We start from the raw sequence: 25,552 nt of genomic DNA on the forward strand, positions 1-25,552 counted from the left end.
CCGTTTAGCGCGACGCTTCCTTGTGGGACGCAAACGCAAAAATGGCGGCTAGCCTAACGAATTTGCCCGACAAACGCACTGTTAAGGGGCGATCTATCCGATACGCGACATTTCCGTGTCGCGTTTACATATCTAATTTACCTAAGAAGAGCCCCGTGGCGAGGGAACTTGCTTCCGCTCGGCTGCGCAGCAGTGGTAAATCCATTGCATGCGGCGTACCGGACAATCTTCGACGGCCTGTTTTGGGGCCGCTTCGCAGCCCAGCGGGAGCAAGCGCCCTCGCCACAAAAAGCACTGCAAGTATCTCAACACCAGAAACGACAAAGGCCACCCGAAGGTGGCCTTTGTTTGGTGAAGCGTCAGCTAAGCGCGAGGCTTATTTGATCGCCCAACCGGTCAGCTCGGACAATGCCTTGCCGATGTCTGCCAGCGAACGCACGGTTTTAACGCCTGCGTCTTCCAGGGCAGCAAACTTCTCGTCTGCAGTGCCTTTGCCGCCAGAGATGATTGCGCCAGCATGGCCCATGCGCTTGCCCGCAGGGGCAGTCACACCAGCGATGTAGGAAACAACCGGCTTGGTCACGTGTGCCTTGATGTAGGCAGCCGCTTCTTCTTCAGCCGAACCGCCGATCTCACCGATCATGACGATCGCTTCGGTCTTCGGGTCTTCCTGGAACAGCTTCAGGATGTCGATGAAGTTCGAACCCGGGATCGGGTCACCACCGATGCCGACGCAAGTCGACTGACCGAAACCGGCGTCAGTAGTTTGCTTCACAGCTTCGTAGGTCAGGGTGCCGGAACGGGAAACGATACCGACCTTGCCTGGCAAGTGAATGTGACCTGGCATGATGCCGATCTTGCATTCGCCTGGGGTGATCACGCCTGGGCAGTTAGGACCGATCAGGACTACGCCCAGCTCGTCGCACTTAACTTTAGCGTCCAGCATGTCCAGAGTAGGAATGCCTTCGGTGATGCAGACGATCAGCTTGATGCCGCCGAAAGCAGCTTCCAGGATCGAATCCTTGCAGAAAGGAGCCGGAACGTAGATCACGCTGGCGGTAGCGCCAGTGGCAGCTACAGCGTCTTTCACGGTGTTGAACACTGGCAGGCCCAGGTGCTCGGTGCCGCCTTTGCCTGGAGTTACACCACCAACCATCTTGGTGCCGTATTCGATGGCTTGCTGGGTGTGGAAACTACCTTGCGAACCGGTAATACCCTGGCAGATAACTTTGGTGTCTTTATTGATCAGGACGCTCATTATTTGCCCTCCGCAGCTTTAACGACTTGTTGAGCAGCGTCGGTCAGGCTGGTAGCAGCGATGATGTTCAAACCGCTTTCTGCCAGTACTTTAGCGCCCAGCTCAGCGTTGTTGCCTTCAAGGCGAACAACAACCGGGATTTTCACGCCGACTTCTTTCACAGCGCCGATGATGCCTTCGGCAATCATGTCGCAACGAACGATGCCGCCGAAGATGTTGACCAATACTGCAGCGACGTTAGTGTCGGACAGGATGATCTTGAACGCTTCGGTAACGCGTTCTTTGGTAGCACCGCCGCCCACGTCGAGGAAGTTGGCTGGTTTGCCGCCATGCAGGTTGACGATGTCCATGGTACCCATGGCCAGGCCAGCACCGTTGACCATGCAACCGATGTTGCCTTCCAGCGCTACGTAGTTCAGTTCGAACTTGGCAGCGTGCGCTTCGCGCGGATCGTCTTGCGACGGATCGTGGAAAGTCTTCAGCTTAGGCTGACGGTACATGGCGTTGGCGTCGATGTTGATCTTGGCGTCGAGGCAATGCAGATCGCCGTCAGCCTTGATCACCAGCGGGTTCACTTCCAGCAGAGCCAGGTCGTGATCCTTGAACAGCTTGGCCAGACCTACGAAGATCTTGGCGAACTGAGCAACTTGCTTGCCTTCCAGACCCAGCTGGAATGCCAGCTCGCGACCCTGGAATGGCTGGGCGCCAACCAGTGGATCGATCGTGGCTTTCAGAATTTTTTCTGGAGTGTCGTGAGCGATTTTCTCGATGTCCACGCCACCTTCGGTGGAAGCCATGAACACGATGCGACGGCTCGAACGGTCAACGACAGCGCCCAGGTACAGCTCTTTAGCGATATCAGTGCACGATTCAACCAGGATCTTGGTGACTGGCTGGCCATTGGCGTCAGTCTGGTAAGTCACCAGGCGCTTGCCCAGCCACTGCTGTGCGAATGCCTTGGCGTCTTCTTTGCTGCGAACCAGCTTTACGCCGCCCGCTTTACCGCGACCACCAGCGTGGACCTGGGCTTTGACAACCCACTCGGTGCCGCCGATTTTGTCGCAAGCTTCTGCTGCTGCTTCCGGGGTGTCTACTGCGAAACCCTGGGATACTGGCAGGCCGTACTCAGCGAACAGCTGCTTACCCTGATACTCGTGAAGATTCATGCTTATTACCGTCTTCGTTAGGTACTGCGCATTCGGTGCTGCACTTGTTCAAGTGCCGCACCACCTGTGACTGCTGCTTGCGTAGCCTTTCCGGACAACCGGTGCAGCTACGCAAGACTGCGTCCAGCGGATATTCCGCGGTGAGTCTTGCATGCAAGGCTCACGACGGGCCATACCGCCGTGGTTTCTTATTGTCTTAACGCTTCTTGCGGTTGGCGATGTGGATGGCGCCGCCATTCACAGCCAGAGCAGCTTCGTGCAAGGCTTCAGACAGGGTCGGATGGGAGAAAACCATCATGCCCAGGTCTTCAGCGCTGGTGCCGAACTCCATGCCGATCGCGCCCTGCTGAACCAGTTCTGCAGCGCTCGGGCCAATCACGTGGACGCCCAATACGCGGTCAGTCTTGGCATCAGCAATGACTTTCACGAAACCGCCGGTGTCGTTGGCTGCCATGGCACGGCCACTGGCTGCGAACGGGAAGGTGCCAACGTTAACTTCAACGCCTTCAGCCTTCAATACCTGCTCGGTCTTGCCGACCCACGCGATTTCCGGGTGAGTATAAATAACAGACGGGATAAGGTCATAGTTGATTTGGGCTTTGTGGCCCTTGATGCGCTCAACCACCATGATGCCTTCTTCGGACGCCTTGTGCGCCAGCATCATGCCGCGAACCACGTCACCGATCGCGTAAACGCCCGGTACGCTGGTGGTGCACTGGTCGTCAACGAATACGAAACCGCGCTCGTCGATGTTCACACCGCTGTCGGCAGCCAACAGTTCGGTGGTCACTGGACGGCGACCAACGGCAACGATCAGCTTGTCGAAGGTGATGTTCTGTTCGCCGTTGGCATCGGTGTAGTTCACCACGACTTCGTCGCCGTTCACTTTGGAACCGGTAACGCGAGCGCCCAGTTTGATGTCCAGACCTTGTTTGGTCAGGGTCTTGAAGGCTTCTTTGGAAACGGCTTCGTCAGCGGCTGGCAGGAACTTTTCCAGCGCTTCCAGGACAACCACTTGCGAACCCAGACGCGACCAGACCGAACCCAGTTCCAGACCGATGACGCCAGCGCCGATCACGCCCAGACGCTTGGGAACGGATTGGAATTCCAGCGCGCCGGTCGAATCGACGATGACGTTCTGGTCAACCGGAGCCGGTGGAATGTCGATCGGACGCGAGCCCGAAGCCAGAATCACGTTCTCGGCTTCGATGATTTCAACGGTGCCGTCTGGCTTGGTCAGCTCGACTTTCTTGCCAGCCAGCAGCTTGCCGTGGCCTTGCAGGGAAGTGACGCCGTTCGCCTTGAACAGGGTGGCAACGCCAGAGGTCAGGCCTTTGACGATATTGGCTTTACGGCCAACCATTGCCGCCACGTCCATGGTCACGCCAGCGTGATTGATGCCGTGGATCGCGAAGCCTTCTTTGGCTTCCTTGTACTTCCAGGAGCTGTCCAGCAGCGCCTTGGATGGAATGCAGCCGACGTTCAGGCAAGTACCGCCGAGGGCCAGTTTGCCTTCCTTGTCGGTGTATTTCTCGATGCAGGCAGTGGAGAGGCCCAGCTGCGCTGCTTTAATGGCAGCCACGTAGCCGCCAGGGCCCGCGCCAATCACTACCACGTCGAATTTCTGAGTCATAACAAAGGTTCCCTTTTAGCAGCAAGCTTCAAGCCGCGAGCTGCAAGTTGAAGCCCATTCGCATGTTTTGCGCTTGAGGCTTGCAGCTTGCAGCTTGCAGCTGCTTTTTAGATATCCAGCAGCAAACGAGCCGGGTCTTCCAGCAGGTTCTTGATGGTAACCAGGAAGGTCACAGCTTCTTTGCCATCGATCAGACGGTGATCGTAGGACAGAGCGAGGTACATCATCGGACGGATCACGACCTGACCGTTGATCGCCATAGGACGCTGCAGAATGTTGTGCATGCCCAGGATGGCCGCTTGCGGCGGGTTGACGATCGGAGTCGACATCATCGAACCGAAGGTACCACCGTTGGTGATGGTGAACGTACCGCCGGTCATTTCGTCCATCGACAGTTTGCCGTCGCGAGCCTTCTTGCCGAAGGTGGCGATGCCGCCTTCGATTTCAGCCAGGCTCATCAGTTCGGCGTTACGCAGAACCGGTACAACCAGGCCGCGGTCGCTGGAAACAGCCACGCCGACGTCGGCATAACCGTGGTAAACGATGTCGGCACCGTCGATCGATGCGTTGACAGCCGGGAAGCGTTTCAGCGCTTCAGTGGCAGCCTTGACGAAGAACGACATGAAGCCCAGGCGCACGCCGTTGTGGGACTTCTCGAACAGGTCTTTGTACTTCGAACGCAGGGCCATGACTTCAGTCATGTCGACTTCGTTGAAGGTGGTCAGCATCGCCATGTTCGACTGGGCTTCTACCAGGCGCTTGGCCACGGTAGCGCGAACGCGGGTCATCGGAACGCGCTTCTCGATGCGGTCGCCAGCGGCGAACACAGGAGCAGCGGCAGCCGGAGCAGCAGCCTTGGCAGGCGCGGCAGCCGGAGCGGCTTTCTTGGCAGCAACGGCTGCAACCACGTCTTCCTTGGTCACACGACCGCCTTTGCCAGTGCCGGCAACGGAAGCGATGTTGATGCCGTTTTCTTCAGCCAGCTTGCGAGCAGCCGGTGCAGCAACAGGATCGTCTTCGCCTTCGGCGGCTGGCGCAGCAGCTTGTGCAGCAGCCGGAGCCGCGGCAGCAGCTGGAGCGGCAGCAGCGCCGCCCGCTTCGATGGAGCCCAGCACTTCGTCGGACAGAACGGTGTCGCCTTCGTTCTTGACGATAGCGCCCAGCACGCCGTCAGCGGTAGCCAACACTTCCAGCACAACCTTGTCGGTTTCGATGTCGACGATCAGGTCGTCACGCTTTACAGCGTCGCCCGGTTTTTTGTGCCAGGTGGCAACGGTGCCATCGGCAACCGATTCCGGGAAAGTGGGGGCTTTGATTTCGATAGCCATTATCTGTGGGTCCTTAAATTCGGTTTCAGGTGCGCGAAGGCGTTAAACAGTAAAGGCGTCTTGCAGCAGTTTTTCCTGCTGCTCAGCGTGCATCGATGCATAACCACAAGCAGGTGCAGCAGAAGCATCACGGCCGGCGTACTCGAGAACGAGTGCCTTGTTGTGATTGCCCACGATGCGGCGCATGTGGTGCTGGCTGCAGTACCAGGCACCCTGGTTCATCGGCTCTTCCTGACACCAAACGATATGTTTGAGGTTGGTGTACGGAGCCAGGACTTCATTCAAGTCGTCCTCAGGGAACGGGTACAGCTGCTCGATACGCACGATGGCGATGTCATCACGACCTTCGGCACGGCGTTTTTCCAGCAGGTCGTAGTAGACCTTGCCGCTACACAGAACAATGCGCTCGACCTTTTTCGGGTCTTGAACATCGATTTCCGGGATCACGGTCTGGAACGAACCTTCGGCCAGATCTTCCAGGGTCGATATGGCCAGTTTGTGACGCAGCAGCGACTTCGGAGTCAGAACGATCAATGGCTTGCGCAGCGGGCGAATCACCTGACGACGCAGCAAGTGGTAGATCTGGGCCGGCGTGGTCGGTACGGCTACCTGAATGTTGTGCTCGGCGCACAGTTGCAGGTAACGCTCCAGACGCGCCGACGAGTGCTCCGGCCCCTGACCTTCATAACCGTGCGGCAGCAGCATGGTCAGACCGCAAAGACGGCCCCACTTGTGCTCGCCGCTGGTGATGAACTGGTCGATAACTACCTGGGCACCGTTGGCGAAGTCGCCGAACTGGGCTTCCCAGATCACCAGCGCCTCAGGCGTGGTGGTCGAGTAACCGTATTCGAACGCCAGCACGGCTTCTTCGGACAGGAACGAATCGTACAGGTCGAAACGTGGCTGGCCCTTGTACAGGTTTTGCAGCGGGACGTAGGTCCCCGCGTCTTTCTGGTTGTGCAAGACAGCGTGACGGTGCGAGAACGTGCCGCGACCGATGTCCTGACCCGTCATGCGAATCGGGTGACCTTCGAACGCCAGGGTCGCGTACGCCATGGTTTCGGCGTAACCCCAGTTGATCGGCAGGCCGCCGGCTTGCATCTTCTGACGGTCTTCGTAGATTTTCGAGACCTGGCGCTGAACCACGAAGCCTTCCGGGATTTCCAGCAGCTTGGCGGACAGTTCCTGCAAGGTTTTCAGATCGAAACGCGTGTCGTGACGCGCGGTCCAGGCGTGGCCCAGATACGGACGCCAGTCCACGAACAACTCTTTGTTCGGCTCTTTGACCAGGCTTTTTACAACATGCAGGCCGTTGTCCAGCGCGTTGCGGTATTCGTCGACTTTCGCCTGAACACGCTCTGCGTCGAGTACACCGCCCTGGGTCAGACGATCGGCGTACAGCTCACGGGTGGTGCGCTGCTTGGTGATCTGCTGATACATGATCGGCTGGGTGCCACTTGGCTCGTCGGCCTCGTTGTGGCCACGACGACGGTAGCAGACCAGGTCGATTACCACGTCACGCTTGAACTGCATGCGGTAGTCGATGGCCAACTGGGTCACGAACAATACGGCTTCCGGATCATCACCATTCACATGGAGGATCGGCGCCTGGATCATTTTCGCAACGTCGGTCGCGTACTCGGTGGAACGCGAGTCCAGCGGGTTGCTGATGGTGAAACCGACCTGGTTGTTGATCACGATGTGCACGGTGCCGCCGGTCTTGAAACCGCGGGTTTGCGACATCTGGAAGGTTTCCATCACCACGCCCTGACCGGCGAATGCCGCGTCACCGTGGATGGAGATCGGCAGAACCTTCTCGCCGGTAGGGTCGTTACGACGATCCTGACGGGCGCGAACCGAACCTTCGACCACTGGAGATACGATTTCCAGGTGGGACGGGTTGAAGGCCATCGCCAGGTGAACTTCACCGCCGGTGGTCATGACGTTGGACGAGAAGCCCTGGTGATACTTAACGTCACCGGAACCCAGCTCGACCTTCTTCTTGCCTTCGAACTCGTCGAACAGCTCGCGCGGGTTCTTGCCGAAGGTGTTGACCAGCACGTTCAGACGACCACGGTGGGCCATGCCGATAACGATTTCCTTGGTGCCGTAGGAACCGGAACGCTGGATCAATTCGTCGAGCATCGGAATCAGGCTCTCGCCGCCTTCCAGGCCGAAACGCTTGGTACCCGGGTATTTGGTGCCCAGGTATTTTTCCAGGCCTTCGCCGGCGGTGACGCGCTCGAGCAGGTGGCTCTTGATGTCGGCGGAGTACGTCGGACGACCACGCACGCTTTCCAGACGCTGCTGGAACCACTGGCGCTGCTCGGAATCGGTGATATGCGTAAATTCAGCGCCGATGGTGCGGCAATATGTCTGCTGCAACGCTTCGTGAATTTCGCGTAGGCTCGCCTCCTCTTTGCCGATGAACAGGTCGCCGGCACGGAAGGTCGTATCAAGATCGGCATTGGTCAAGCCGTAATGATTGATCGACAGGTCTGCAGGTGCAGGACGCTGCCACAGCCCCAGCGGGTCAAGCTGGGCTGCCTGGTGGCCACGCATACGGTAGGCCTGGATCAATCGCAGCACTTCAACTTGCTTCTTCTCGTGCTCACTGCTCACGCTGCCGGCGGAAACCGGTTGGGCGCGGCGCTGGTTCTTTGCCAGCAAGACGAAATGATCGCGAATTGTGGAGTGCGAAACATCGGTGGCAGAGCTGCCGTCAATAGGCAGCTTCTGAAAGTAGGTGCGCCACTCTTCTGGCACAGCGTTAGGGTCGTGCAGGTAGAGCTCATAAAGCTCTTCCACATAGGCAGCGTTTCCACCTGAAAGGTAGGCGCTGTTCCACATGCGCTGCATCACGCTTTCTTGCATGCTTGGTCACCCTCGGTTAGGGGAACACCACCGGCGTCGACACCGAGCAAACTTGCAGAAGTCCGAATGCAGCGACCAAAACAAGCCACTTAGGATCACGCTGATAGTCCGGGTACCAGCCCGGATGCCCCTGCTTGTCTCATTTCTTCAAAATAAGAGCCGCAGCCTTGTAAGCTGCTGCCCAGGTTAAAACTACGGCGCCGGTTGAAGCCTGCGCCGTAGCATCTACGGGTACAGCGGTCTTGCAGTTACAGCTGAATCACACGCCGCTTTGCAGCAGCATGTTACGCACGTGACCGATGGCCTTAGTCGGGTTCAGGCCTTTCGGACAGACGTTGACGCAGTTCATGATCCCGCGGCAGCGGAATACGCTGAACGGGTCATCCAGCGAAGCCAGACGCTCGGCAGTCTTGGTGTCGCGGCTGTCTGCCAGGAAGCGGTACGCTTGCAGCAGTGCAGCCGGGCCCAGGAACTTGTCCGGGTTCCACCAGAAGGACGGGCAAGAGGTCGAGCAGCAAGCGCACAGGATGCACTCGTACAGACCGTCGAGCTTTTCACGCTCTTCCGGGGTCTGCAGACGTTCGATGGCCGGAGCCGGCGTGTCGTTCTGCAGGTATGGCTTAACCTTCTCGTATTGCTTGTAGAAGATGCTCATATCGACGACCAGGTCACGGATAACCGGCAAACCTGGCAGCGGACGAACAATCAGCTTGTTACCTTTTACGACAGAAGACAGCGGCGTGACGCAGGCCAGGCCGTTTTTGCCGTTGATGTTCATGCCGTCGGAACCGCAAACACCTTCACGGCAAGAGCGACGATAGGAGAAACCTTCGTCCTGCTCTTTGATCAGGGCCAGCACGTCCAGCACCATCAGGTCTTTACCACCGGTGTCGACCTGGAATTCCTGCATGAACGGCGCAGCGTCCTGATCAGGGTTGTAGCGATAAACACTGACTTGCAACATGGCGGCCACCCTTAATAAGTCCGAATCTTAGGTTCAAAAGTCGGAACAGTTTTCGGCGAGAAGTTCACGGCACGCTTGGTCACGCGCTTGTCACCCGGGAAGTACAGGGTGTGGCACAGCCAGTTTTCGTCGTCGCGATCTTCGTAGTCTTCACGGGCGTGAGCGCCGCGGGACTCTTTGCGGATCTCTGCAGCGATGGCGGTGGCTTCGGCCACTTCCAGCAGGTTTTGCAGTTCCAGGGCTTCGATTCGAGCGGTGTTGAACGCCTGGCTCTTGTCGTTGATCTTGACGTTGGCGATACGGCCACGCAGGTCAGCCAGCTGGGCAATACCCTTCTGCATGTATTCACCGGTACGGAATACACCGAAGTAGTTCTGCATGCAGCTTTGCAGTTCTTTACGCAGAGTGGCGACGTCTTCGCCTTCTGTACGCGAGTTCAGGCCATCGAGACGAGCCAGGGCTGCGTCGATGTCGGACTGGCGAGGACGGGCGTAATCAACGCCTTCTTTCAGGGTCTGCTCCAGGAACAAACCGGCCGCACGGCCGAATACCACCAGGTCGAGCAGCGAGTTGCCACCCAGACGGTTGGCACCGTGAACCGATACGCAGGCCACTTCGCCCACTGCGAACAGACCAGGAATGATCTGGTCGACGCCGTCGGCGTCCTGGGTGATTGCCTGGCCATGAATGTTGGTGGCAACGCCGCCCATCATATAGTGGCAGGTTGGAACGACCGGAATCGGCGCCACGGCTGGATCGACGTGGGCGAAAGTCTTGGACAGTTCCATGATGCCTGGCAGACGACTGTGCAGAACTTCTTCACCGAGGTGATCGAGTTTCAGCATTACGTGGTCGCCATCCGGACCGCAACCGTTGCCGGCGATGATTTCTTTAACCATCGAACGGGCAACAACGTCACGACCTGCAAGGTCTTTGGCGTTCGGAGCATAACGCTCCATGAAACGCTCGCCGTGCTTGTTGATCAGGTAACCGCCTTCACCGCGGCAACCTTCAGTCACCAATACACCGGCGCCGGCGATGCCGGTCGGGTGGAACTGCCACATCTCAATGTCTTGTACCGGCACGCCAGCACGCAGAGCCATGCCGACGCCGTCACCGGTGTTGATCAGGGCATTGGTGGTGGACGAGTAGATACGACCTGCACCGCCAGTCGCCAATACGGTGGCGTTAGCGCGTACGTAGGAAGTTTCGCCGGTTTCGATGCAGATGACGATCATGCCGACAAAGGCACCGTCTTCGTTCTTCACCAGATCCACACCGTAGTATTCGTTGAGGAATACGGTGCCAGCCTTGAGGTTGGCCTGGTACAGGGTGTGCAGCAGTGCGTGACCAGTACGGTCGGCAGCGGCGCATGTACGTGCAGCCTGGCCACCTTTACCGAAGTCTTTCGACTGACCGCCGAACGGACGCTGATAGATGCGGCCCTGTTCGGTACGGGAGAACGGCAAACCCATGTGCTCGAGTTCGAAAACGGCTTCCGGGCCTACGGAACACATGTACTCGATAGCGTCCTGGTCACCGATGTAGTCGGAACCCTTGACGGTATCGTACATGTGCCAGCGCCAGTCATCGTTCGGATCTGCCGAGGCGATGGCGCAGGTGATGCCACCCTGGGCGGATACGGTGTGCGAACGAGTCGGGAAAACCTTGGTAACTACGGCAGTCTTGTGACCACCTTGTGCCAGTTGCAGCGCAGCGCGCATGCCAGCACCGCCGCCGCCAATGATGATGGCGTCGAACGAAAGCGTATTAACTGTAGTAGACATGAATCAGATACCCCAGAGAATCTGCACACCCCAGACGAAGTAAGCGAACATCGCAACGCCGCATACCGCCTGAAAAAGGAAACGTATTGCAGTTGCGGACTTGCCGAACGCCATTGGCGTCAGGTAGTCGGTCGCGATGGTCCACATGCCGACCCAGGCGTGAGCGCCGAGGGCAACGAGGGCCAGGAGACTGAAAATACGCATCCAGTTGCTTGCGAACAGTTCATGCCATTGGGCGTAGCCGATGCCAGGGTTGGCGACGACGTATCCGATCAGGAAAATGAAATAAGCCGCGAGAACGACCGCAGACACACGTTGTGCCATCCAGTCATAGAGGCCCGAACGGGACAGGTTCGTGACGTTAGTTACCATATCCAAACTCCTGCCAGAACGATTACCACCACGGAAACGGCGATAACGATTTTCGAGCCCAGTTTGCCGCCTTCAAGCGACTCGCCGATGCCCATGTCCATGATCAAATGGCGCACACCGGCAACCAGGTGATACAGCAAGGCGGACAGGATGCCCCAAATCACTAGCTTGGCTAGCGGACTGGTCAGACACGCTTTCACCTGACCGAAGCCTTCTTCCGAGTCGAGCGACTTGTCCAATGCATAAAGCATGATGGCCAGGCTGACAAAGAGGATGATTCCGGAGATTCGGTGAAGAATGGACGTGTAAGCAGTGACTGGGAGTTTGATGGTCCTTAGGTCTAGGTTTACAGGTCGTTGGCTATTCACGGCTTTTTTTCACACTGAAGAGCCCCTAACAATCAGGGCAAAGTTGTTGGGGAGTGCACTGGTCAGGTACCCACTACCCAGGGAGTGCGACCCCCAGTAAAGCAGGCCCAAAAGCCCCTGGCGGTCGGAGGCCGAGTATAGACAGTTAGGCTACTAATGACAACGCGTTCACCTTCCCCTAATAGCTCATTGCACAAGTTGGATAAAAGGCGTAAATGGCAGTCAATTTCGAGGAAAAAGTCCGGTTAAAGCCTTCTGGAGCAAGACTTTAGGCAAATTGACATTCGAATTTATCTCACTATAGTGGTGCGGGCCCTGCGTGGGGGGTCTGTCTGATGATTTCAAGCATAAATAGGAGGCCACATGGCTGACAAAAAAGCGCAGTTGATCATCGAGGGCGCAGCCCCCGTCGAGCTGCCCATTTTAACCGGCACCGTTGGTCCCGATGTTATCGACGTTCGGGGCCTGACGGCCACGGGCCGTTTCACCTTTGACCCTGGTTTCATGTCGACAGCTTCCTGCGAGTCGAAGATCACCTATATCGACGGCGACAACGGCATTCTGCTGCACCGCGGTTACCCGATCGAACAGCTCGCTGAAAAATCGGACTACCTGGAAACCTGCTATCTGCTGCTCAACGGCGAATTGCCGACCGCAGAACAGAAGGCCCAGTTCGTCAGCACCGTGAAGAACCACACCATGGTTCACGAGCAGCTGAAGACCTTCTTCAACGGCTTCCGTCGCGACGCTCACCCAATGGCCGTCATGTGCGGCGTAGTCGGCGCCCTCTCGGCCTTCTACCACGACTCCCTCGACATCAATAACCCGCAGCATCGCGAAATTTCCGCGATCCGCCTGGTTGCCAAGATGCCGACCCTGGCAGCGATGGTTTACAAGTACTCCATGGGCCAACCCATGATGTACCCGCGCAACGACCTGACGTACGCGGAAAACTTCCTGCACATGATGTTCAACACCCCGTGCGAGATCAAACCGATCAGCCCGGTACTCGCCAAGGCCATGGACCGGATCTTCATCCTCCATGCCGACCACGAGCAGAACGCATCGACTTCCACCGTACGCCTGGCCGGTTCTTCGGGTGCCAACCCGTTCGCCTGTATCGCCGCCGGCATCGCTGCACTGTGGGGCCCTGCCCACGGCGGCGCGAACGAAGCTGTTCTGACCATGCTCGATGAAATTGGCGATGTGTCGAACATCGACAAGTACATTGCCAAGGCCAAGGACAAGAACGATCCGTTCAAGCTGATGGGCTTCGGTCACCGGGTTTACAAAAACCGCGACCCACGCGCTACCGTCATGAAGCAGACTTGCGACGAAGTGCTGAAGGAACTGGGTATCAAGCACGACAAGCAACTCGAACTGGCCATGCGCCTGGAAGAGATCGCGCTGACCGACCCGTACTTCATCGAACGCTCGCTGTACCCGAACGTCGACTTCTACTCGGGGATCATCCTCAAGGCGATCGGCATTCCAACCAGCATGTTCACCGTGATCTTCGCCCTGGCGCGGACTGTCGGCTGGATCTCCCACTGGAAAGAAATGCTCTCCAGCCCGTACAAGATTGGCCGTCCTCGCCAGCTGTACACCGGCTACGAGTCGCGTGACATCACCAAGCTGGAAGACCGCAAATAAGACCTGTCTTGCGATGACGTCTTAAGCTGTACCGGGAACGGCCTCTATTTATATAGAGGCCGTTTTTGTTTGTGCGGTCTCAGCGGCCTAGGGGCCGACTGGTATTTTGGTTGTGTACATATCCGTTTCTGCGGTAACGGCTACTTATGGTTTCGCTCTTACAGCGAGTCCTTTTTTCAAACGCCAAAAGGGAACCAAAAGGCTTCGCCCCGACGTACGGCGCCTCGCTGAGGCTCCGCGATCCCTCGCTACGGCGTCCATCAGGGGGCATCGCCTAAGGTCTGCCGAAGGGGCGAGAGAACAAGATCAACGTCAAAAGCCAAAGCCAAAGCCAAAGCCAAAGCCAAAAGGATCACTGCCTTTGGAAAGCTTGCGTACATCCGCAAGAACAGGTCGGCTGTCAGGCCGCCTTCGCGGGCAAGCCTCGCTCCTACAAGGGGTTCGGTGTAAACGCTTCGCTCTTCACCACTCATCAGGCCGAGCGTTAGCTCGCCTGCAGCTTGGCCGTCATCGCTGGCAGGCCAGCTCCCACAGGGTCAAGTGTTCACCTGCAAGTCATTGGTCGGCTGTCAGGCCGCCTTCGCGGGCAAGCCTCGCTCCTACAAGGGGTTCGGTGTACACGCTTCGCTCTCACCACTCATCAGGCCGAGCGTTAGCTCGCCTGCAGCTCTTGATCTTGATCTACCCGCCCCTTTCGGGAGGCTGAGTGGAGGTGTTCATCCGGGGAGTGGCGCGCAGCGCCGTTCGACGCAGTCGAACACGCTGCATGTAGGTCGTCGCGAAGCAGACCGGAGGGCAGTGTCCCCGGATGGATACCGGAGCGAAGGAACGCCGAGCCTTAGCGAGGGGCCGGACGCTTGGGGCGAGACTTTTTGGTTCCTTTTGGCTGGGCCGGCACTCCGGGCGTTTGACAAAAGGGACTCGCCGTAAGGGCGAAACCATAAGTGGCCGTTACCGCAGGAATGGATATGTACACCCGAGAGAGACAGGCCGCCTTCGCGGGCAAGCCTCGCTCCTACACCAAATACCATCGCCAACAAAAAAAATGCCCCGATCTCTCGACCAGGGCATTTTTCGTTTAACGCAACTTACACAGACAAACCCGAAGCCTTAGTGAGAAACCGCCCCACTCGCCCCCAAACCGGTCTGCGAACGAACAAACTGCGGGAAGAACAGCGCACGCTCATTAACGCCAGCCGCCGACTTGTCAGTGATCGAGAAGAACCAGATCCCGATAAACGCAATGGCCATCGAGAACAGCGCCGGGTACTCATACGGGAAGATAGCCTTCTCGTGATGCAGGATCTGCACCCAAATGGTTGGCCCAAGGACCATCAAACCAACGGCACTGATCAGGCCCAACCAGCCGCCGATCATCGCACCGCGAGTGGTCAGCTTCTTCCAGTACATGGAAAGCAACAGCACCGGGAAGTTACAGCTCGCTGCGATGGAGAACGCCAGGCCCACCATGAACGCGATGTTCTGGCTTTCGAACAGAATGCCCAAGCCGATCGCCAGCACTGCCAAAGCGATGGTGGTGATTTTCGAGACACGGATCTCGTCCTTCTCGTTGGCCTTGCCTTTCTTGATCACGCTGGCATACAGGTCGTGAGACACCGCCGAAGCACCGGCCAGGGTCAAACCGGCAACCACCGCCAGAATGGTCGCAAACGCTACCGCCGAGATAAAGCCCAGGAAAATACTGCCACCCACCGCGTTGGCCAGGTGCACCGCCGCCATGTTGTTGCCGCCCAAAAGCGCGCCAGCAGCATCTTTAAAGGCCGGGTTGGTGCTGACCAGCAGGATCGCGCCGAAGCCGATGATGAAAGTCAGGATGTAGAAGTAGCCAATGAAGCCGGTTGCATACAGCACGCTCTTGCGAGCTTCTTTTGCGTCACTCACGGTGAAGAAGCGCATCAGGATGTGCGGCAGGCCAGCGGTACCGAACATCAATGCCAGGCCAAGGGAGAACGCCGAGACCGGGTCTTTCACCAGACCGCCGGGGCTCATGATCGCTTCGCCTTTGGCGTGAACCTTGATCGCCTCGGAGAACAGTGTGCTGAAGTCAAAGTTGACGTGCTTCATCACCATCAGCGCCATGAACGAGGCACCAGACAGCAACAGCACAGCCTTGATGATCTGCACCCAAGTGGTCGCCAGCATGCCGCCAAACAGCACGTACATGCACATCAGGACGCCGACCAGGATCACTGCTACGTGGTAATCCAGACCGAACAGCAACTGGATCAGCTTGCCGGCCCCGACCATTTGCGCGATCAGGTAGAACGCCACCACCACCAGCGAACCGCAAGCGGACAGCGAGCGAATCTGGGTTTGCCCAAGGCGGTAGGACGCCACATCGGCAAAGGTGTACTTACCCAGGTTACGCAGGCGCTCGGCGATCAGGAACAGAATGATCGGCCAACCCACCAGGAAGCCGATCGAGTAGATCAGGCCATCGTAGCCGGAAGTGAACACCAGGGCGGAAATACCCAGGAAGGACGCCGCGGACATGTAGTCACCGGCAATCGCCAGACCATTCTGGAAACCGGTGATCTTGCCACCGGCCGCATAGTAGTCGGCCGCCGAGTTATTTTTCTTGGAAGCCCAGTAGGTGATATACAAAGTCGCGCCGACGAACGCCACGAACATCAGGATCGCGGGGACGTTCAGCGGTTGTTTCTGAACCGCGCCGGTCAGGGCTTCAGCCGCCCAGGCACCCGGTGCGAATGCTGCAACGCTCAATAGAGCCAATAGACGCCGGATCATTGCTGAGCCTCCTTGAGAATCAGATTGTTCAGGTCGTCGAATTCGCCATTGGCGCGTCGTACATAGATTGCTGTCAGGATAAAGGCCGAGAGAATCAGCCCGACACCAATCGGTATCCCCCAGGTAATCGAAGAATCGGGGCTGATTTTCGCTCCCAGAATATGCGGCCCGTAAGCAATCAAAAGGATGAATCCGGAGTAAAGCCCAAGCATGATCGCCGAAAGAATCCAGGCGAACCTTTCTCGCTTACTAACCAGCTCCTTGAAGCGCGGGCTGTTTTGAATCGAGAGGTAAATGCTGTCGTTCATTGTTTTTATCCTCGCAGCACAGATTAAAGTTGGAACGTTATCCACTCTATGCGGCTGCGGGGCAGGTTCCAGACGACCTTAGTATTAGAACGACATGACAGAATCGCCATTTTCTGGTGTGACGCAACTTTTGTAGGAGCCAGGCTTGCCGGCGAAGGCGTCCTCACGATCGCTTTCGCCGGCAAGCCTGGCTCCTACAAAAAAAAACAAAAGGCCCGTTGGCAATATGCCAAGGGGCCTTGAGAGGTGCTGACTAGAGCCGTCAGCTCAAATCACTTGATCCAGTCTGCAACGCGCTCAGGGTGTTTTGCCACCCAATCTTTCGCCGCGGCGTCAGGCTTGGCGCCGTCTTGGATCGCCAACATGACTTCGCCGATTTCGTCTTTCGAGGCCCACTGGAAGTTCTTCAGGAACTTGGCAACTTCCGGCGCCTTGGTGGCCAGTTCTTTGCTGCCGATGTTGTTCACGGTTTCAGCCGCGCCATAAACGCCTTTCGGGTCGTCCAGGAAGCGCAGTTTCCACTTGGCGAACATCCAGTGCGGTACCCAACCGGTCACAGCGATGGATTCGTTTTTCTTCTCGGCACGGGTCAGCTCGGCAATCATGCCGGCGCCGGAACTGGCCTTGAGTTGATACCCGGTCAGATCGTAATCCTTGATCGCCTGCTCGGTTTTAAGCATCACGCCCGAACCGGCGTCGATGCCGACGATGCGTTTTTTGAAGGTGTCGTCAGTTTTCAGGTCATCGATGGTTTTAGCCTTGACGTACTCCGGCACGATCAAGCCGATTTTTGCATCCTTGAAGTTCGGACCGTAATCGACGACTTGATCCTTGTTCTTGGTCCAGTATTCGCCGTGAGTCACCGGCAGCCAGGCGGACAACATGGCGTCGAGTTTGCCGGTGGCCACACCCTGCCACATGATCCCGGTGGCGACGGCTTGCAGTTTCACGTCATAACCCAGCTTTTGCTTGATCACTTCGGCGGCCACATGCGTGGTCGCGACGCTGTCGGACCAACCGTCAACGTAACCGATGCTCAGGGTTTTGCTCTCGGCATTGGCCATTGTGGAGCCAATCGCGAGCACCAGAGCGGCACCTGCGCCTAAAAGTCGTCGCATCTTCATCGTTACTTCCCCGAAAGTGCTGCGCTCGACGGGTGCCGAGTCGCGTCAACGTATTGTTATGGTGCACAGCGCCCCCATCACGCTCACCGCAAACTCGTTCGAACATCAGCGTGATTTTCCATGGGAGCACTGATGCCTCGATAATCAACCTGACGACAACCGGAACCTGTGCTGTCAGCGACCTCAAGGCATCGAGAAACGACATCAGAACGCCATTAATCACGACCGCCTGGAGCGCGCCGACCAATCCGCCCGAACTTTGCATGTCAAAATCATGCAAGCCCCCTAGCGCGGGGCAAATGAAGGTAACATGCGCGGCTTTGCTCCCAGACGGCCTGACCATGCCCGCGACCTCCCGCTTTCCTTTTCTGGCTTATCTCTTCGCTTGCCTGCTGGGGCTGTTTGCCCTTGGCGGCTTTTGGTACGGCCTTGGCAAACCGGTGATTCTGCCGGACGTGGCCAGCGCGACGCACAAGCTGCAATGCGCCTCCTACACCCCGTTCGACAAGGACCAGTCGCCGTTCGACGTGCCGTTCAAGTTGCGCCCCGAGCGCATGGACGCCGACCTCGCGCTGCTGGCCAAAAGCTTCGAGTGCATCCGCACCTATTCCATGACCGGCCTCGAGGCGTTGCCCGACCTGGCGCGCAAGCATGGTTTGAAACTGATGATTGGCGCCTGGGTCAACAGCAACCCGGTGGACACCGAGAAAGAAGTCGACCTGCTGATCGCCTCGGCCAACGCCAACGCGGACGTGGTGACCTCGGTGATCGTCGGCAACGAAACCCTGCTGCGCAAGGAAGTCACGGGTGCGCAGTTGGCAAAGCTGATCAATAAAGTCAAAAGCCAGGTCAAGCAACCGGTGACTTACGCCGATGTCTGGGAGTTTTGGCTCAAGCACCCGGAAATCGCCCCGGCAGTGGATTTCCTGACCATCCATTTGCTGCCGTACTGGGAAGATGATCCCTCGAACATCGATGCCGCGCTGCAGCATGTGGCCGAAGTGCGTCAGGTGTTCGGCAACAAATTCGCGCCCAAGGACGTGGTGATTGGCGAAACCGGCTGGCCGAGCGAAGGCCGTCAGCGCGAAACCGCCCTGCCGAGCCGGGTTAACGAAGCCAAGTTCATTCGCGGTTTTGTCATCATGGCCGAGCAGCAAGGCTGGCATTACAACCTGATCGAAGCTTTCGACCAGCCCTGGAAGCGCGCCAGCGAAGGTGCGGTCGGTGGTTACTGGGGGCTGTTCGATGCCGATCGCCAGGACAAGGGCGTGCTGGCCGGTCCCGTGTCGAACGTGCCGTACTGGTCGCAGTGGCTGGCCGTTGGCGGTTTGATTTTTCTTGGCACGCTGATCCTTGGCGGGCGTGTACGCACCACCCGCGCTGCACTGGTGCTGCCGCTGCTCGGCGCACTGGCGGCGTGCTCGATTGGCGCCTGGGGTGATCTGGCGCGAGTCACGACGCGCTTTGCCAGTGAATGGTTGTGGGTGGCGTTGCTGACGGGGTTGAATCTGTTGGTGCTGGCGCATGCTGCATTGACGCTGAGCGCTCGTACCGGTTGGCGTGAGCGGGCGTTCAATGCACTGGAGCGTCGAGCAGGCTGGCTGGTCGCCGGAGCAGGTTTTGCGGCGGCGGTGATGATGCTTGAACTGGTGATCGACCCGCGTTATCGCAGCTTTCCAAGTGTCGCCTTCATACTGCCGGCGCTGGTTTACCTGTGCCGCCCAGTGAGCGCGGCGCGCCGTGAAATCGCCCTGCTGACCTTCATCATTGGCGCCGGCATTGCACCGCAGCTGTTCCGTGAAGGGTTGCAGAACCAGCAAGCCTGGGGTTGGGCGCTGGTGAGTGTTTTGATGGTGGCGATGTTGTGGCGCTGTTTGCGGGTTCGCAAGGCGTAATCTTCAGCGCAGCTGGTGGCCTCTTCGCGCGCAAGCCACGCTCCCACAGGTTCGGCGAATACAGATGTTGTGTACGACGAAGATCCTGCAGGAGCGAGGCTTGCCCGCGAAGACGGACTATCAGGCGCTACGGGAGTCCCGGACCAGCCGCAACCCGGCAATCACCACCGCAAAAACGGCCAAGGTCGTGTTGTACAACGCCAGCGCCGGAAACCCGAACACCAGCGCCAGCACTGCCAGCCACCACCCTGCCCGGCCCGGCACCACAAACCCGATGATCGCAGCGGCCAGTGCAGCAAAGCCCAACACCTTGAAGTGAATCATCAAGCCCAGGTTCGAACGAATCTGGCATTCCCAGCGGCTCGCCTCGTCCACGCAGATGCCAACCCACTGCGCATCCTCCATAAAGCCATAACGCGCGCCATAACTGGCGGCCAGCCATAATGGCAGCAGAACGAGTAGCAGAATCACGGGCAGACGGCGGGACATGAAGCACTCCAATAAACGAAAACGGCGGCCAGCTTAATCCTCCGGCAGCGCTAAGCAAACGCGCGTAACAGATAATTAGTCACGAAATAGCTGCAAAGTGTATCGTCCAGCTACTATTGATCCGAAATTCGCCCAGATTGGTGCCGCAGCATGGCACTTTGGCGCAAACCCCGTGGTCATAGCCTGCGAACTTCATTCGGCACCTTCCTCTAAGGGATCTAGTCATGCTCCGTTCCTTGCGCTTCGCCGCCCTGTTTGGCGGCCTTATTTTGAGTGCGTCCGCACTGGCGGTCGATATCGACGCCGCCAGTTATGGCTACCCCTTGACCAACCCGTTCGAGGCGACCATTGCCACGACTCCGCCGGACCTGCGCCCGGAGTTACCGCTGGACGACGACATCGATCAGCAGACTCGCAGCGTGACTCTGCGCCCGGAGCGTGCATTCGAACTGCCAGACAATTTCTGGCCGGTCAAAAAGCTGACCTATCGTATTGCCACTCAGGACAAGGCTGCGCCGCTGATCTTCCTGATCGCCGGCACCGGTGCGCGTTATGACAGCAGCCTCAATGAATACCTGAAAAAGCTCTACTACAAGGCCGGTTATCACGTGGTGCAACTGTCGTCGCCCACCAGTTTCGACTTTATGAGCGCGGCCTCACGCTTTGCCACACCGGGTATCACCAAGGAAGACGCCGAAGACATGTACCGGGTGATGCAGGCCGTGCGGGCGCAAAACCCGCACGTTGCCGTCACCGATTACTACCTGACCGGTTACAGCCTGGGCGCGCTGGACGCGGCCTTCGTCGCGCACCTGGACGAAACCCGTCGCAGCTTCAACTTCAAGAAAGTCTTGCTGCTCAACCCGCCGGTCAACCTCTACACCTCGATCACCAACCTGGACAAGCTGGTCCAGACCGAGGTCAAGGGCATCAACAACAGCACCACGTTTTATGAACTGGTGCTGAACAAACTGACTCGCTACTTCCAGCAAAAAGGCTACATCGACCTCAACGATGCCCTGCTCTACGACTTCCAGCAGTCCAAGCAGCACCTGACCAACGAGCAGATGGCCATGCTGATCGGCACTTCGTTCCGCTTTTCGGCGGCCGACATTGCCTTCACCTCGGACCTGATCAACCGCCGCGGCCTGATCACCCCGCCGAAATACCCGATCACCGAAGGCACCAGCCTCACGCCGTTCCTCAAGCGTGCGCTGCAATGCGACTTCGACTGCTACATCACCGAGCAAGTGATCCCGATGTGGCGCGCCCGCACCGACGGCGGCAGCCTGCTGCAACTGATCGACCAAGTCAGCCTGTATGCCCTCAAGGATTACCTGCACGACAGCCCGAAAATCGCCGTCATGCACAACGCCGACGACGTGATCCTCGGCCCTGGCGACCTCGGTTTCCTGCGCAAGACCTTTGGCGACCGTTTGACCGTTTATCCACTGGGCGGCCATTGCGGCAACCTAAATTACCGCGTCAACAGCGACGCTATGCTGGAGTTCTTCCGTGGCTAAATACCTCCTGCTTATCGCTGCGTTACTCTGTGCAGGCGTCGCCAATGCCGACAACAGCAAAGCCAACGCACCTGTCGTGGTCGACAGTGACGGTTTCAAGGAACCGCTGAGCAAACTCAAGTTCAACCCGGGGCTGGATCAGCGCGAGTTCGAACGATCCACGCTCAATGCGCTGAACGTCTACGACCCGCTGGAAGAGTGGAACCGCCGGGTTTATCACTTCAACTACCGCTTCGACCAATGGGTGTTCCTGCCGGTAGTCGACGGTTATCGCTACATCACCCCGAGTTTCCTGCGCACCGGAGTGAGCAACTTCTTCAATAACATCGGCGATGTGCCGAACCTGATGAACAGCCTGCTGCAGTTCAAGGGCAAGCGTTCGATGGAAACCACCGCACGCCTGTTGCTCAACACCACCATCGGCATCGCCGGCCTGTGGGACCCGGCCACGGCCATGGGCCTCCCGCGCCAGAGCGAAGACTTCGGCCAGACCCTGGGCTTCTACGGTGTACCGGGCGGCGCTTATTTCGTGTTGCCGATCCTCGGCCCGTCGAACATCCGCGACACCGGCGGCCTGGTGGTGGACTTCAGCGCCGAATCGGCGATCAATTTCCTGAACGTCTCGGAAGTCAGCTCCAACCATCCTGAGGTCTGGGCCCTGCGCGGCGTCGACAGGCGCTACCAGAACAGCTTCCGCTACGGCCAGCTGAACTCGCCGTTCGAGTATGAGAAGGTGCGCTACGTGTACACCGAGTCACGCAAGTTGCAGATCGCCGAGTAATTTCATCGGCAACAAAAAAGGCCATTCGATTCGCGTCGAATGGCCTTTTTTATGAGGTCTCTCAAACACCACAAAACCAATGTGGGAGCGAGCCTGCTCGCGATGGGGCCAGCACAGTCAACATCTATGCTGACTGAAACACCGCTATCGCGAGCAGGCTCGCTCCCACACTTGGAAAGTGCCCAGCTTCTAGCCTTTCAGAGTTTTCCAGATTTTGCTGGCGACCATCACACCCGCCAGCACCACAGCTCCGGCCACAATCCCCGCCACCGCATTCAGCAACGTCGGCACGATAAACCCGGCACCGCCCGCCCCTGCACTGACGCTCTCAATCCAGTGATGAACCACCGGCACGCCATGGGTCAGAATCCCGCCGCCCACCAGGAACATTGCTGCCGTGCCGATCACCGACAGGCCTTTCATCATGTACGGCGCTGCGCGCAGAATCCCGCCGCCGATGCTTTTGGCCATCTGCCCGGGCTTCTGGGTCAGCCACAGGCCGAGATCATCAAGCTTGACGATACCCGCCACCAGGCCATAGACACCGATAGTCATGACGATGGCAATACCCGACAGCACGATAACCTGCTGAGTCAACGACGCATCTGCCACGGTGCCGAGGGTGATGGCGATGATTTCCGCCGACAGGATGAAGTCGGTGCGGATAGCGCCCTTGATCTTGTCTTTCTCGAACGCCACCAGATCAACGGCCGGATCGGCCACGGCTTCGACCAGCTCGGCATGTTCGGCCTGATCTTCAGCCTTGCTGTGCAGGAATTTGTGGGCGAGTTTCTCGAAACCTTCGAAACACAGGTAGGCGCCACCGACCATCAACAGTGGGGTGACCAGCCACGGGATGAACACGCTGATCGCCAGCGCCGACGGCACCAGGATCAGTTTGTTGAGAAACGAGCCCTTGGCCACGGCCCAAACGACCGGTATTTCCCGTTCGGCACGCACGCCGCTGACCTGCTGGGCATTGAGCGCCAAATCGTCGCCGAGCACGCCGGCGGTCTTCTTGGCGGCCATTTTGGTCATCAACGCCACATCGTCGAGAACGGCGGCGATGTCGTCGATCAGCATCAGCAAACTGCTTCCTGCCATAAATCAGGTTTCCTTCTTGAATGAATGCCGCGCAGCATAGCGCGACCGAGCGCCACACGGGGCATTCTTGAGCGCCGCGCGAGGCCGGTGATACCATGCGCAACCGCCAGAACAGGCAAGGAACCCCCTGGTTTATGAGCACTATCCGCGAGCGCAACAAAGAACTGATCCTGCGTGCCGCCAGTGAAGAATTTGCCGACAAGGGCTTCGCAGCGACCAAAACCAGTGATATCGCAGCCAAGGCGGGATTGCCCAAGCCCAACGTCTATTACTACTTCAAATCCAAGGAAAACCTCTACCGCGAGGTCCTGGAAAGCATCATCGAGCCGATTCTGCAGGCGTCGACGCCGTTCAACGCCGACGGTGTGCCCAGCGAAGTGCTGAGTGGCTACATTCGCTCGAAAATCCGCATCTCCCGCGACTTGCCTTTCGCCTCCAAGGTATTCGCCAGCGAAATCATGCACGGCGCCCCGCACCTGAGTGCCGACCTGGTCGAACAGCTCAACGGCCAGGCCAAGCACAACATCGACTGCATCCAGACCTGGATCGACCGCGGCCAGATCGCCCCGATCGACCCTAACCACCTGATGTTCAGCATCTGGGCCGCGACGCAGACTTATGCTGACTTTGACTGGCAGATCACGGCCATTACTGGCAAGGCCAAGCTGGATGAAGAGGACTATGAAGCGGCGGCGCAGACGATAATTCGGCTGGTGCTGAAGGGGTGTGAGCCGGATCAGTGAGACTGCGCTGCGGCTTATCGTCAGCAGGCTCACTCCTGCATTTGGAATGTATTCCCCTGTAGGAGTGAGCCTGCTCGCGATCGAGGCGATTCGGTCCCAACTCAAACCCAAATCGCATCCCACAACGGATAATCGCCCAGTTTCTCCACCAGTCCAGCCCGCAACGGGTTGGCCACGACATACCTCGCCAACTTCACCAAATCCTCCTCCCGCCGAAGTGCCCGATCATGGAATCCTCTCTGCCAGAGGCTAATATTTCGACCGGTACGCTGCTTCACCGCTTTGGTACTCATCGACTTGGTCTTTTGCATCAACTCGCTCAAAGAGCCCTGCTGTAATTCAATCAACCAATGAAAATGATCGGGCATGACTACCCACGCCAGTGAGTTCGCCAAGCCTAGACTCTGAGCATTTCGAAATTGATCGACGACCAGCCTGCCCAAGGCAAAATCCTTGAAAACCGGGATCCTGTGAAGTGTATTGCTGGTTAACAAATAAATCCGGCTGGCTTCGGCATAGCGCCCGACTCGCAATCGGTGTGCAGCAGGTAAATCCGGCATTCCTTGCCTCCCATGATCAGGTCAGGAGAAGGCTAGTCCTGTGGATTAAGGAAGACGGGACAAACTTTTGGCTGGATGTGTCAGGTAGATAGCTATCGCGAGCAGGCTCACTCCTACAGGGGATTTGTGGTGTTCAGACATTTTGTGTCCAACCCGATCCTTGTAGGAGTGAGCCTGCTCGCGATAGCGATTAATCAGTCACCCCAAATCAAGCAGTAACCCCCGCATCCGCCCTCAACCCCACCGCCTCGATCGCACTGATCGCGCACTGCTCGTCAACATCCGACAGATCCCCGCTGATCCCCACCGCCCCCAGCACATTCCCGTCCTGATCCCGAATCAACACGCCGCCCGGTGCCGGCACGACGCTGCCTTGCCCCAGGCTGTTCAGCGCGGCGAAGAACGCCGGTCGTTGTTGGGCGTCCAGCGCCAGCAGGCGTGAGCCTTTGCCGAGGGCGATGGCGCCCCAGGCTTTGCCGATGGCGACTTGCGGGCGCAGCAGGCTGGCGCCGTCTTCGCGCTGCAAGGTAATCAAGTGCCCGCCGGCATCCAGCACCGCGATGGTCAGTGGAGCCGCGGAGATAGCACGCCCAGCGGTGATGGCCTGATCGATCAGGTTGACTGCAACTTTCAAGGTTAAAGCGCTCATGGTGCCGTCCTCATTTTGTTATAGGGAAAGCCAGTGGACTGCGCGCTTGCGTCGCAGTCCGATGCAACAAATAGAACACAATGAATTATTTTTTTGTATACAATAATTCTCGAAAAGCGCCACATGCGACGAAAAGCCACAGCAGAACGGGCTTCCGACGAATGAAACAGTCGCTTGAGAAAATGGATTGACCTGCGCCGTCCG

The 25,552-nt window shown here is 58.0% G+C and carries 22 protein-coding genes; 5 read left to right on the forward strand and 17 right to left on the reverse strand.

The genetic code is table 11. The annotated features are described in order from the left end of the window. Positions 1-376: 376 nt before the first annotated feature. The 9 genes from sucD to sdhC all read right to left on the reverse strand — a co-directional run bounded on the left by sucD (position 377) and on the right by sdhC (position 11,750). Positions 377-1,258, reverse strand: coding sequence for a succinate--CoA ligase subunit alpha (gene sucD / locus RHP74_RS22060; RefSeq protein WP_008148605.1), 882 nt, complete (start codon positions 1,256-1,258; stop codon positions 377-379). Next, positions 1,258-2,424 (reverse strand): ADP-forming succinate--CoA ligase subunit beta, encoded by a 1,167-nt coding sequence (gene sucC, locus RHP74_RS22065; protein ID WP_008148602.1) that lies wholly within the window; start codon positions 2,422-2,424, stop codon positions 1,258-1,260. Before sucC ends, sucD begins: the two co-directional genes overlap by 1 nt. Before the next feature lie 196 nt (positions 2,425-2,620). Beyond that, positions 2,621-4,057 carry a dihydrolipoyl dehydrogenase gene (gene lpdA / locus RHP74_RS22070; RefSeq protein WP_010456846.1) on the reverse strand — a complete coding sequence of 479 codons (1,437 nt, stop codon included), beginning with the start codon at positions 4,055-4,057 and terminating at the stop codon, positions 2,621-2,623. 107 nt (positions 4,058-4,164) lie between these two features. Continuing rightward, positions 4,165-5,385 (reverse strand): 2-oxoglutarate dehydrogenase complex dihydrolipoyllysine-residue succinyltransferase, encoded by a 1,221-nt coding sequence (odhB, locus tag RHP74_RS22075; RefSeq protein ID WP_010456848.1) that lies wholly within the window; start codon positions 5,383-5,385, stop codon positions 4,165-4,167. Between the two features lie 42 nt (positions 5,386-5,427). After that, a complete protein-coding gene (locus RHP74_RS22080; RefSeq protein ID WP_102595535.1) occupies positions 5,428-8,259 on the reverse strand; it encodes a 2-oxoglutarate dehydrogenase E1 component in 2,832 nt (943 codons plus the stop codon). A gap of 259 nt (positions 8,260-8,518) precedes the next feature. Beyond that, positions 8,519-9,223 carry a succinate dehydrogenase iron-sulfur subunit gene (locus RHP74_RS22085; RefSeq protein WP_010456852.1) on the reverse strand — a complete coding sequence of 235 codons (705 nt, stop codon included), beginning with the start codon at positions 9,221-9,223 and terminating at the stop codon, positions 8,519-8,521. Between the two features lie 11 nt (positions 9,224-9,234). Beyond that, positions 9,235-11,010, reverse strand: coding sequence for a succinate dehydrogenase flavoprotein subunit (sdhA, locus tag RHP74_RS22090; protein ID WP_008032662.1), 1,776 nt, complete (start codon positions 11,008-11,010; stop codon positions 9,235-9,237). A gap of 3 nt (positions 11,011-11,013) precedes the next feature. Continuing rightward, positions 11,014-11,382, reverse strand: coding sequence for a succinate dehydrogenase, hydrophobic membrane anchor protein (gene sdhD, locus RHP74_RS22095; RefSeq protein WP_007945134.1), 369 nt, complete (start codon positions 11,380-11,382; stop codon positions 11,014-11,016). Beyond that, positions 11,376-11,750, reverse strand: a complete 375-nt coding sequence (gene sdhC / locus RHP74_RS22100; protein WP_010456855.1) for a succinate dehydrogenase, cytochrome b556 subunit — start codon at positions 11,748-11,750, stop codon at positions 11,376-11,378. The genes sdhD and sdhC overlap by 7 nt, the downstream gene beginning before the upstream one ends. Positions 11,751-12,113: 363 nt before the next feature. On the opposite strand from sdhC, the gene gltA reads away from it, so the two are divergent. After that, entirely contained in the window at positions 12,114-13,403 is a 1,290-nt protein-coding gene (gene gltA, locus RHP74_RS22105) for a citrate synthase (protein ID WP_010456856.1), read from the forward strand. Positions 13,404-13,663: 260 nt separating this feature from the next. Here gltA and RHP74_RS22110 read toward each other — a convergent pair whose 3' ends face one another. The 4 genes from RHP74_RS22110 to RHP74_RS22125 form a co-directional block, all read right to left on the reverse strand. Then, on the reverse strand, positions 13,664-13,876 hold the full coding sequence (locus RHP74_RS22110) for a hypothetical protein (protein ID WP_311096295.1): 213 nt from the start codon (positions 13,874-13,876) through the stop codon (positions 13,664-13,666). A gap of 637 nt (positions 13,877-14,513) precedes the next feature. Next, positions 14,514-16,172 carry a cation acetate symporter gene (locus RHP74_RS22115; RefSeq protein WP_311096296.1) on the reverse strand — a complete coding sequence of 553 codons (1,659 nt, stop codon included), beginning with the start codon at positions 16,170-16,172 and terminating at the stop codon, positions 14,514-14,516. After that, positions 16,169-16,480, reverse strand: coding sequence for a DUF485 domain-containing protein (locus tag RHP74_RS22120; protein WP_010456859.1), 312 nt, complete (start codon positions 16,478-16,480; stop codon positions 16,169-16,171). The genes RHP74_RS22115 and RHP74_RS22120 overlap by 4 nt, the downstream gene beginning before the upstream one ends. 272 nt (positions 16,481-16,752) lie before the next feature. Then, positions 16,753-17,604: a glycine betaine ABC transporter substrate-binding protein gene (locus tag RHP74_RS22125; protein WP_010456861.1), complete on the reverse strand. Its 852-nt coding sequence runs from the start codon at positions 17,602-17,604 to the stop codon at positions 16,753-16,755. Between the two features lie 299 nt (positions 17,605-17,903). On the opposite strand from RHP74_RS22125, the gene RHP74_RS22130 reads away from it, so the two are divergent. Continuing rightward, positions 17,904-19,499 carry a beta (1-6) glucans synthase gene (locus RHP74_RS22130; RefSeq protein ID WP_083376006.1) on the forward strand — a complete coding sequence of 532 codons (1,596 nt, stop codon included), beginning with the start codon at positions 17,904-17,906 and terminating at the stop codon, positions 19,497-19,499. A 120-nt stretch (positions 19,500-19,619) separates the two neighbouring features. Here RHP74_RS22130 and RHP74_RS22135 read toward each other — a convergent pair whose 3' ends face one another. Further along, positions 19,620-19,988: a hypothetical protein gene (locus RHP74_RS22135; RefSeq protein ID WP_311096297.1), complete on the reverse strand. Its 369-nt coding sequence runs from the start codon at positions 19,986-19,988 to the stop codon at positions 19,620-19,622. Positions 19,989-20,212: 224 nt separating this feature from the next. On the opposite strand from RHP74_RS22135, the gene RHP74_RS22140 reads away from it, so the two are divergent. Beyond that, entirely contained in the window at positions 20,213-21,511 is a 1,299-nt protein-coding gene (locus RHP74_RS22140; protein ID WP_077748649.1) for a serine/threonine protein kinase, read from the forward strand. After that, complete coding sequence (locus RHP74_RS22145; protein ID WP_154912284.1) at positions 21,504-22,292, forward strand: VacJ family lipoprotein; 789 nt, start codon at positions 21,504-21,506, stop codon at positions 22,290-22,292. The genes RHP74_RS22140 and RHP74_RS22145 overlap by 8 nt, the downstream gene beginning before the upstream one ends. A 189-nt stretch (positions 22,293-22,481) precedes the next feature. On the opposite strand, the gene RHP74_RS22150 is transcribed toward RHP74_RS22145, so the two are convergent. Next, positions 22,482-23,396 (reverse strand): DUF808 domain-containing protein, encoded by a 915-nt coding sequence (locus tag RHP74_RS22150; RefSeq protein ID WP_010456870.1) that lies wholly within the window; start codon positions 23,394-23,396, stop codon positions 22,482-22,484. A gap of 134 nt (positions 23,397-23,530) precedes the next feature. Between RHP74_RS22150 and RHP74_RS22155 the strand changes: the two genes are divergently transcribed. Further along, complete coding sequence (locus RHP74_RS22155; RefSeq protein WP_083376004.1) at positions 23,531-24,139, forward strand: TetR/AcrR family transcriptional regulator; 609 nt, start codon at positions 23,531-23,533, stop codon at positions 24,137-24,139. A gap of 101 nt (positions 24,140-24,240) precedes the next feature. On the opposite strand, the gene RHP74_RS22160 is transcribed toward RHP74_RS22155, so the two are convergent. Beyond that, positions 24,241-24,699, reverse strand: coding sequence for an REP-associated tyrosine transposase (locus tag RHP74_RS22160; protein ID WP_311096298.1), 459 nt, complete (start codon positions 24,697-24,699; stop codon positions 24,241-24,243). Positions 24,700-24,907: 208 nt separating this feature from the next. After that, entirely contained in the window at positions 24,908-25,348 is a 441-nt protein-coding gene (locus tag RHP74_RS22165; protein ID WP_010456876.1) for a heme-binding protein, read from the reverse strand. Between the last annotated feature and the right edge of the window lie 204 nt (positions 25,349-25,552).

Origin of the sequence: Pseudomonas sp. SG20052 (assembly GCF_031766055.1) — a bacterium.
GTDB lineage: Bacteria > Pseudomonadota > Gammaproteobacteria > Pseudomonadales > Pseudomonadaceae > Aquipseudomonas > Aquipseudomonas mandelii.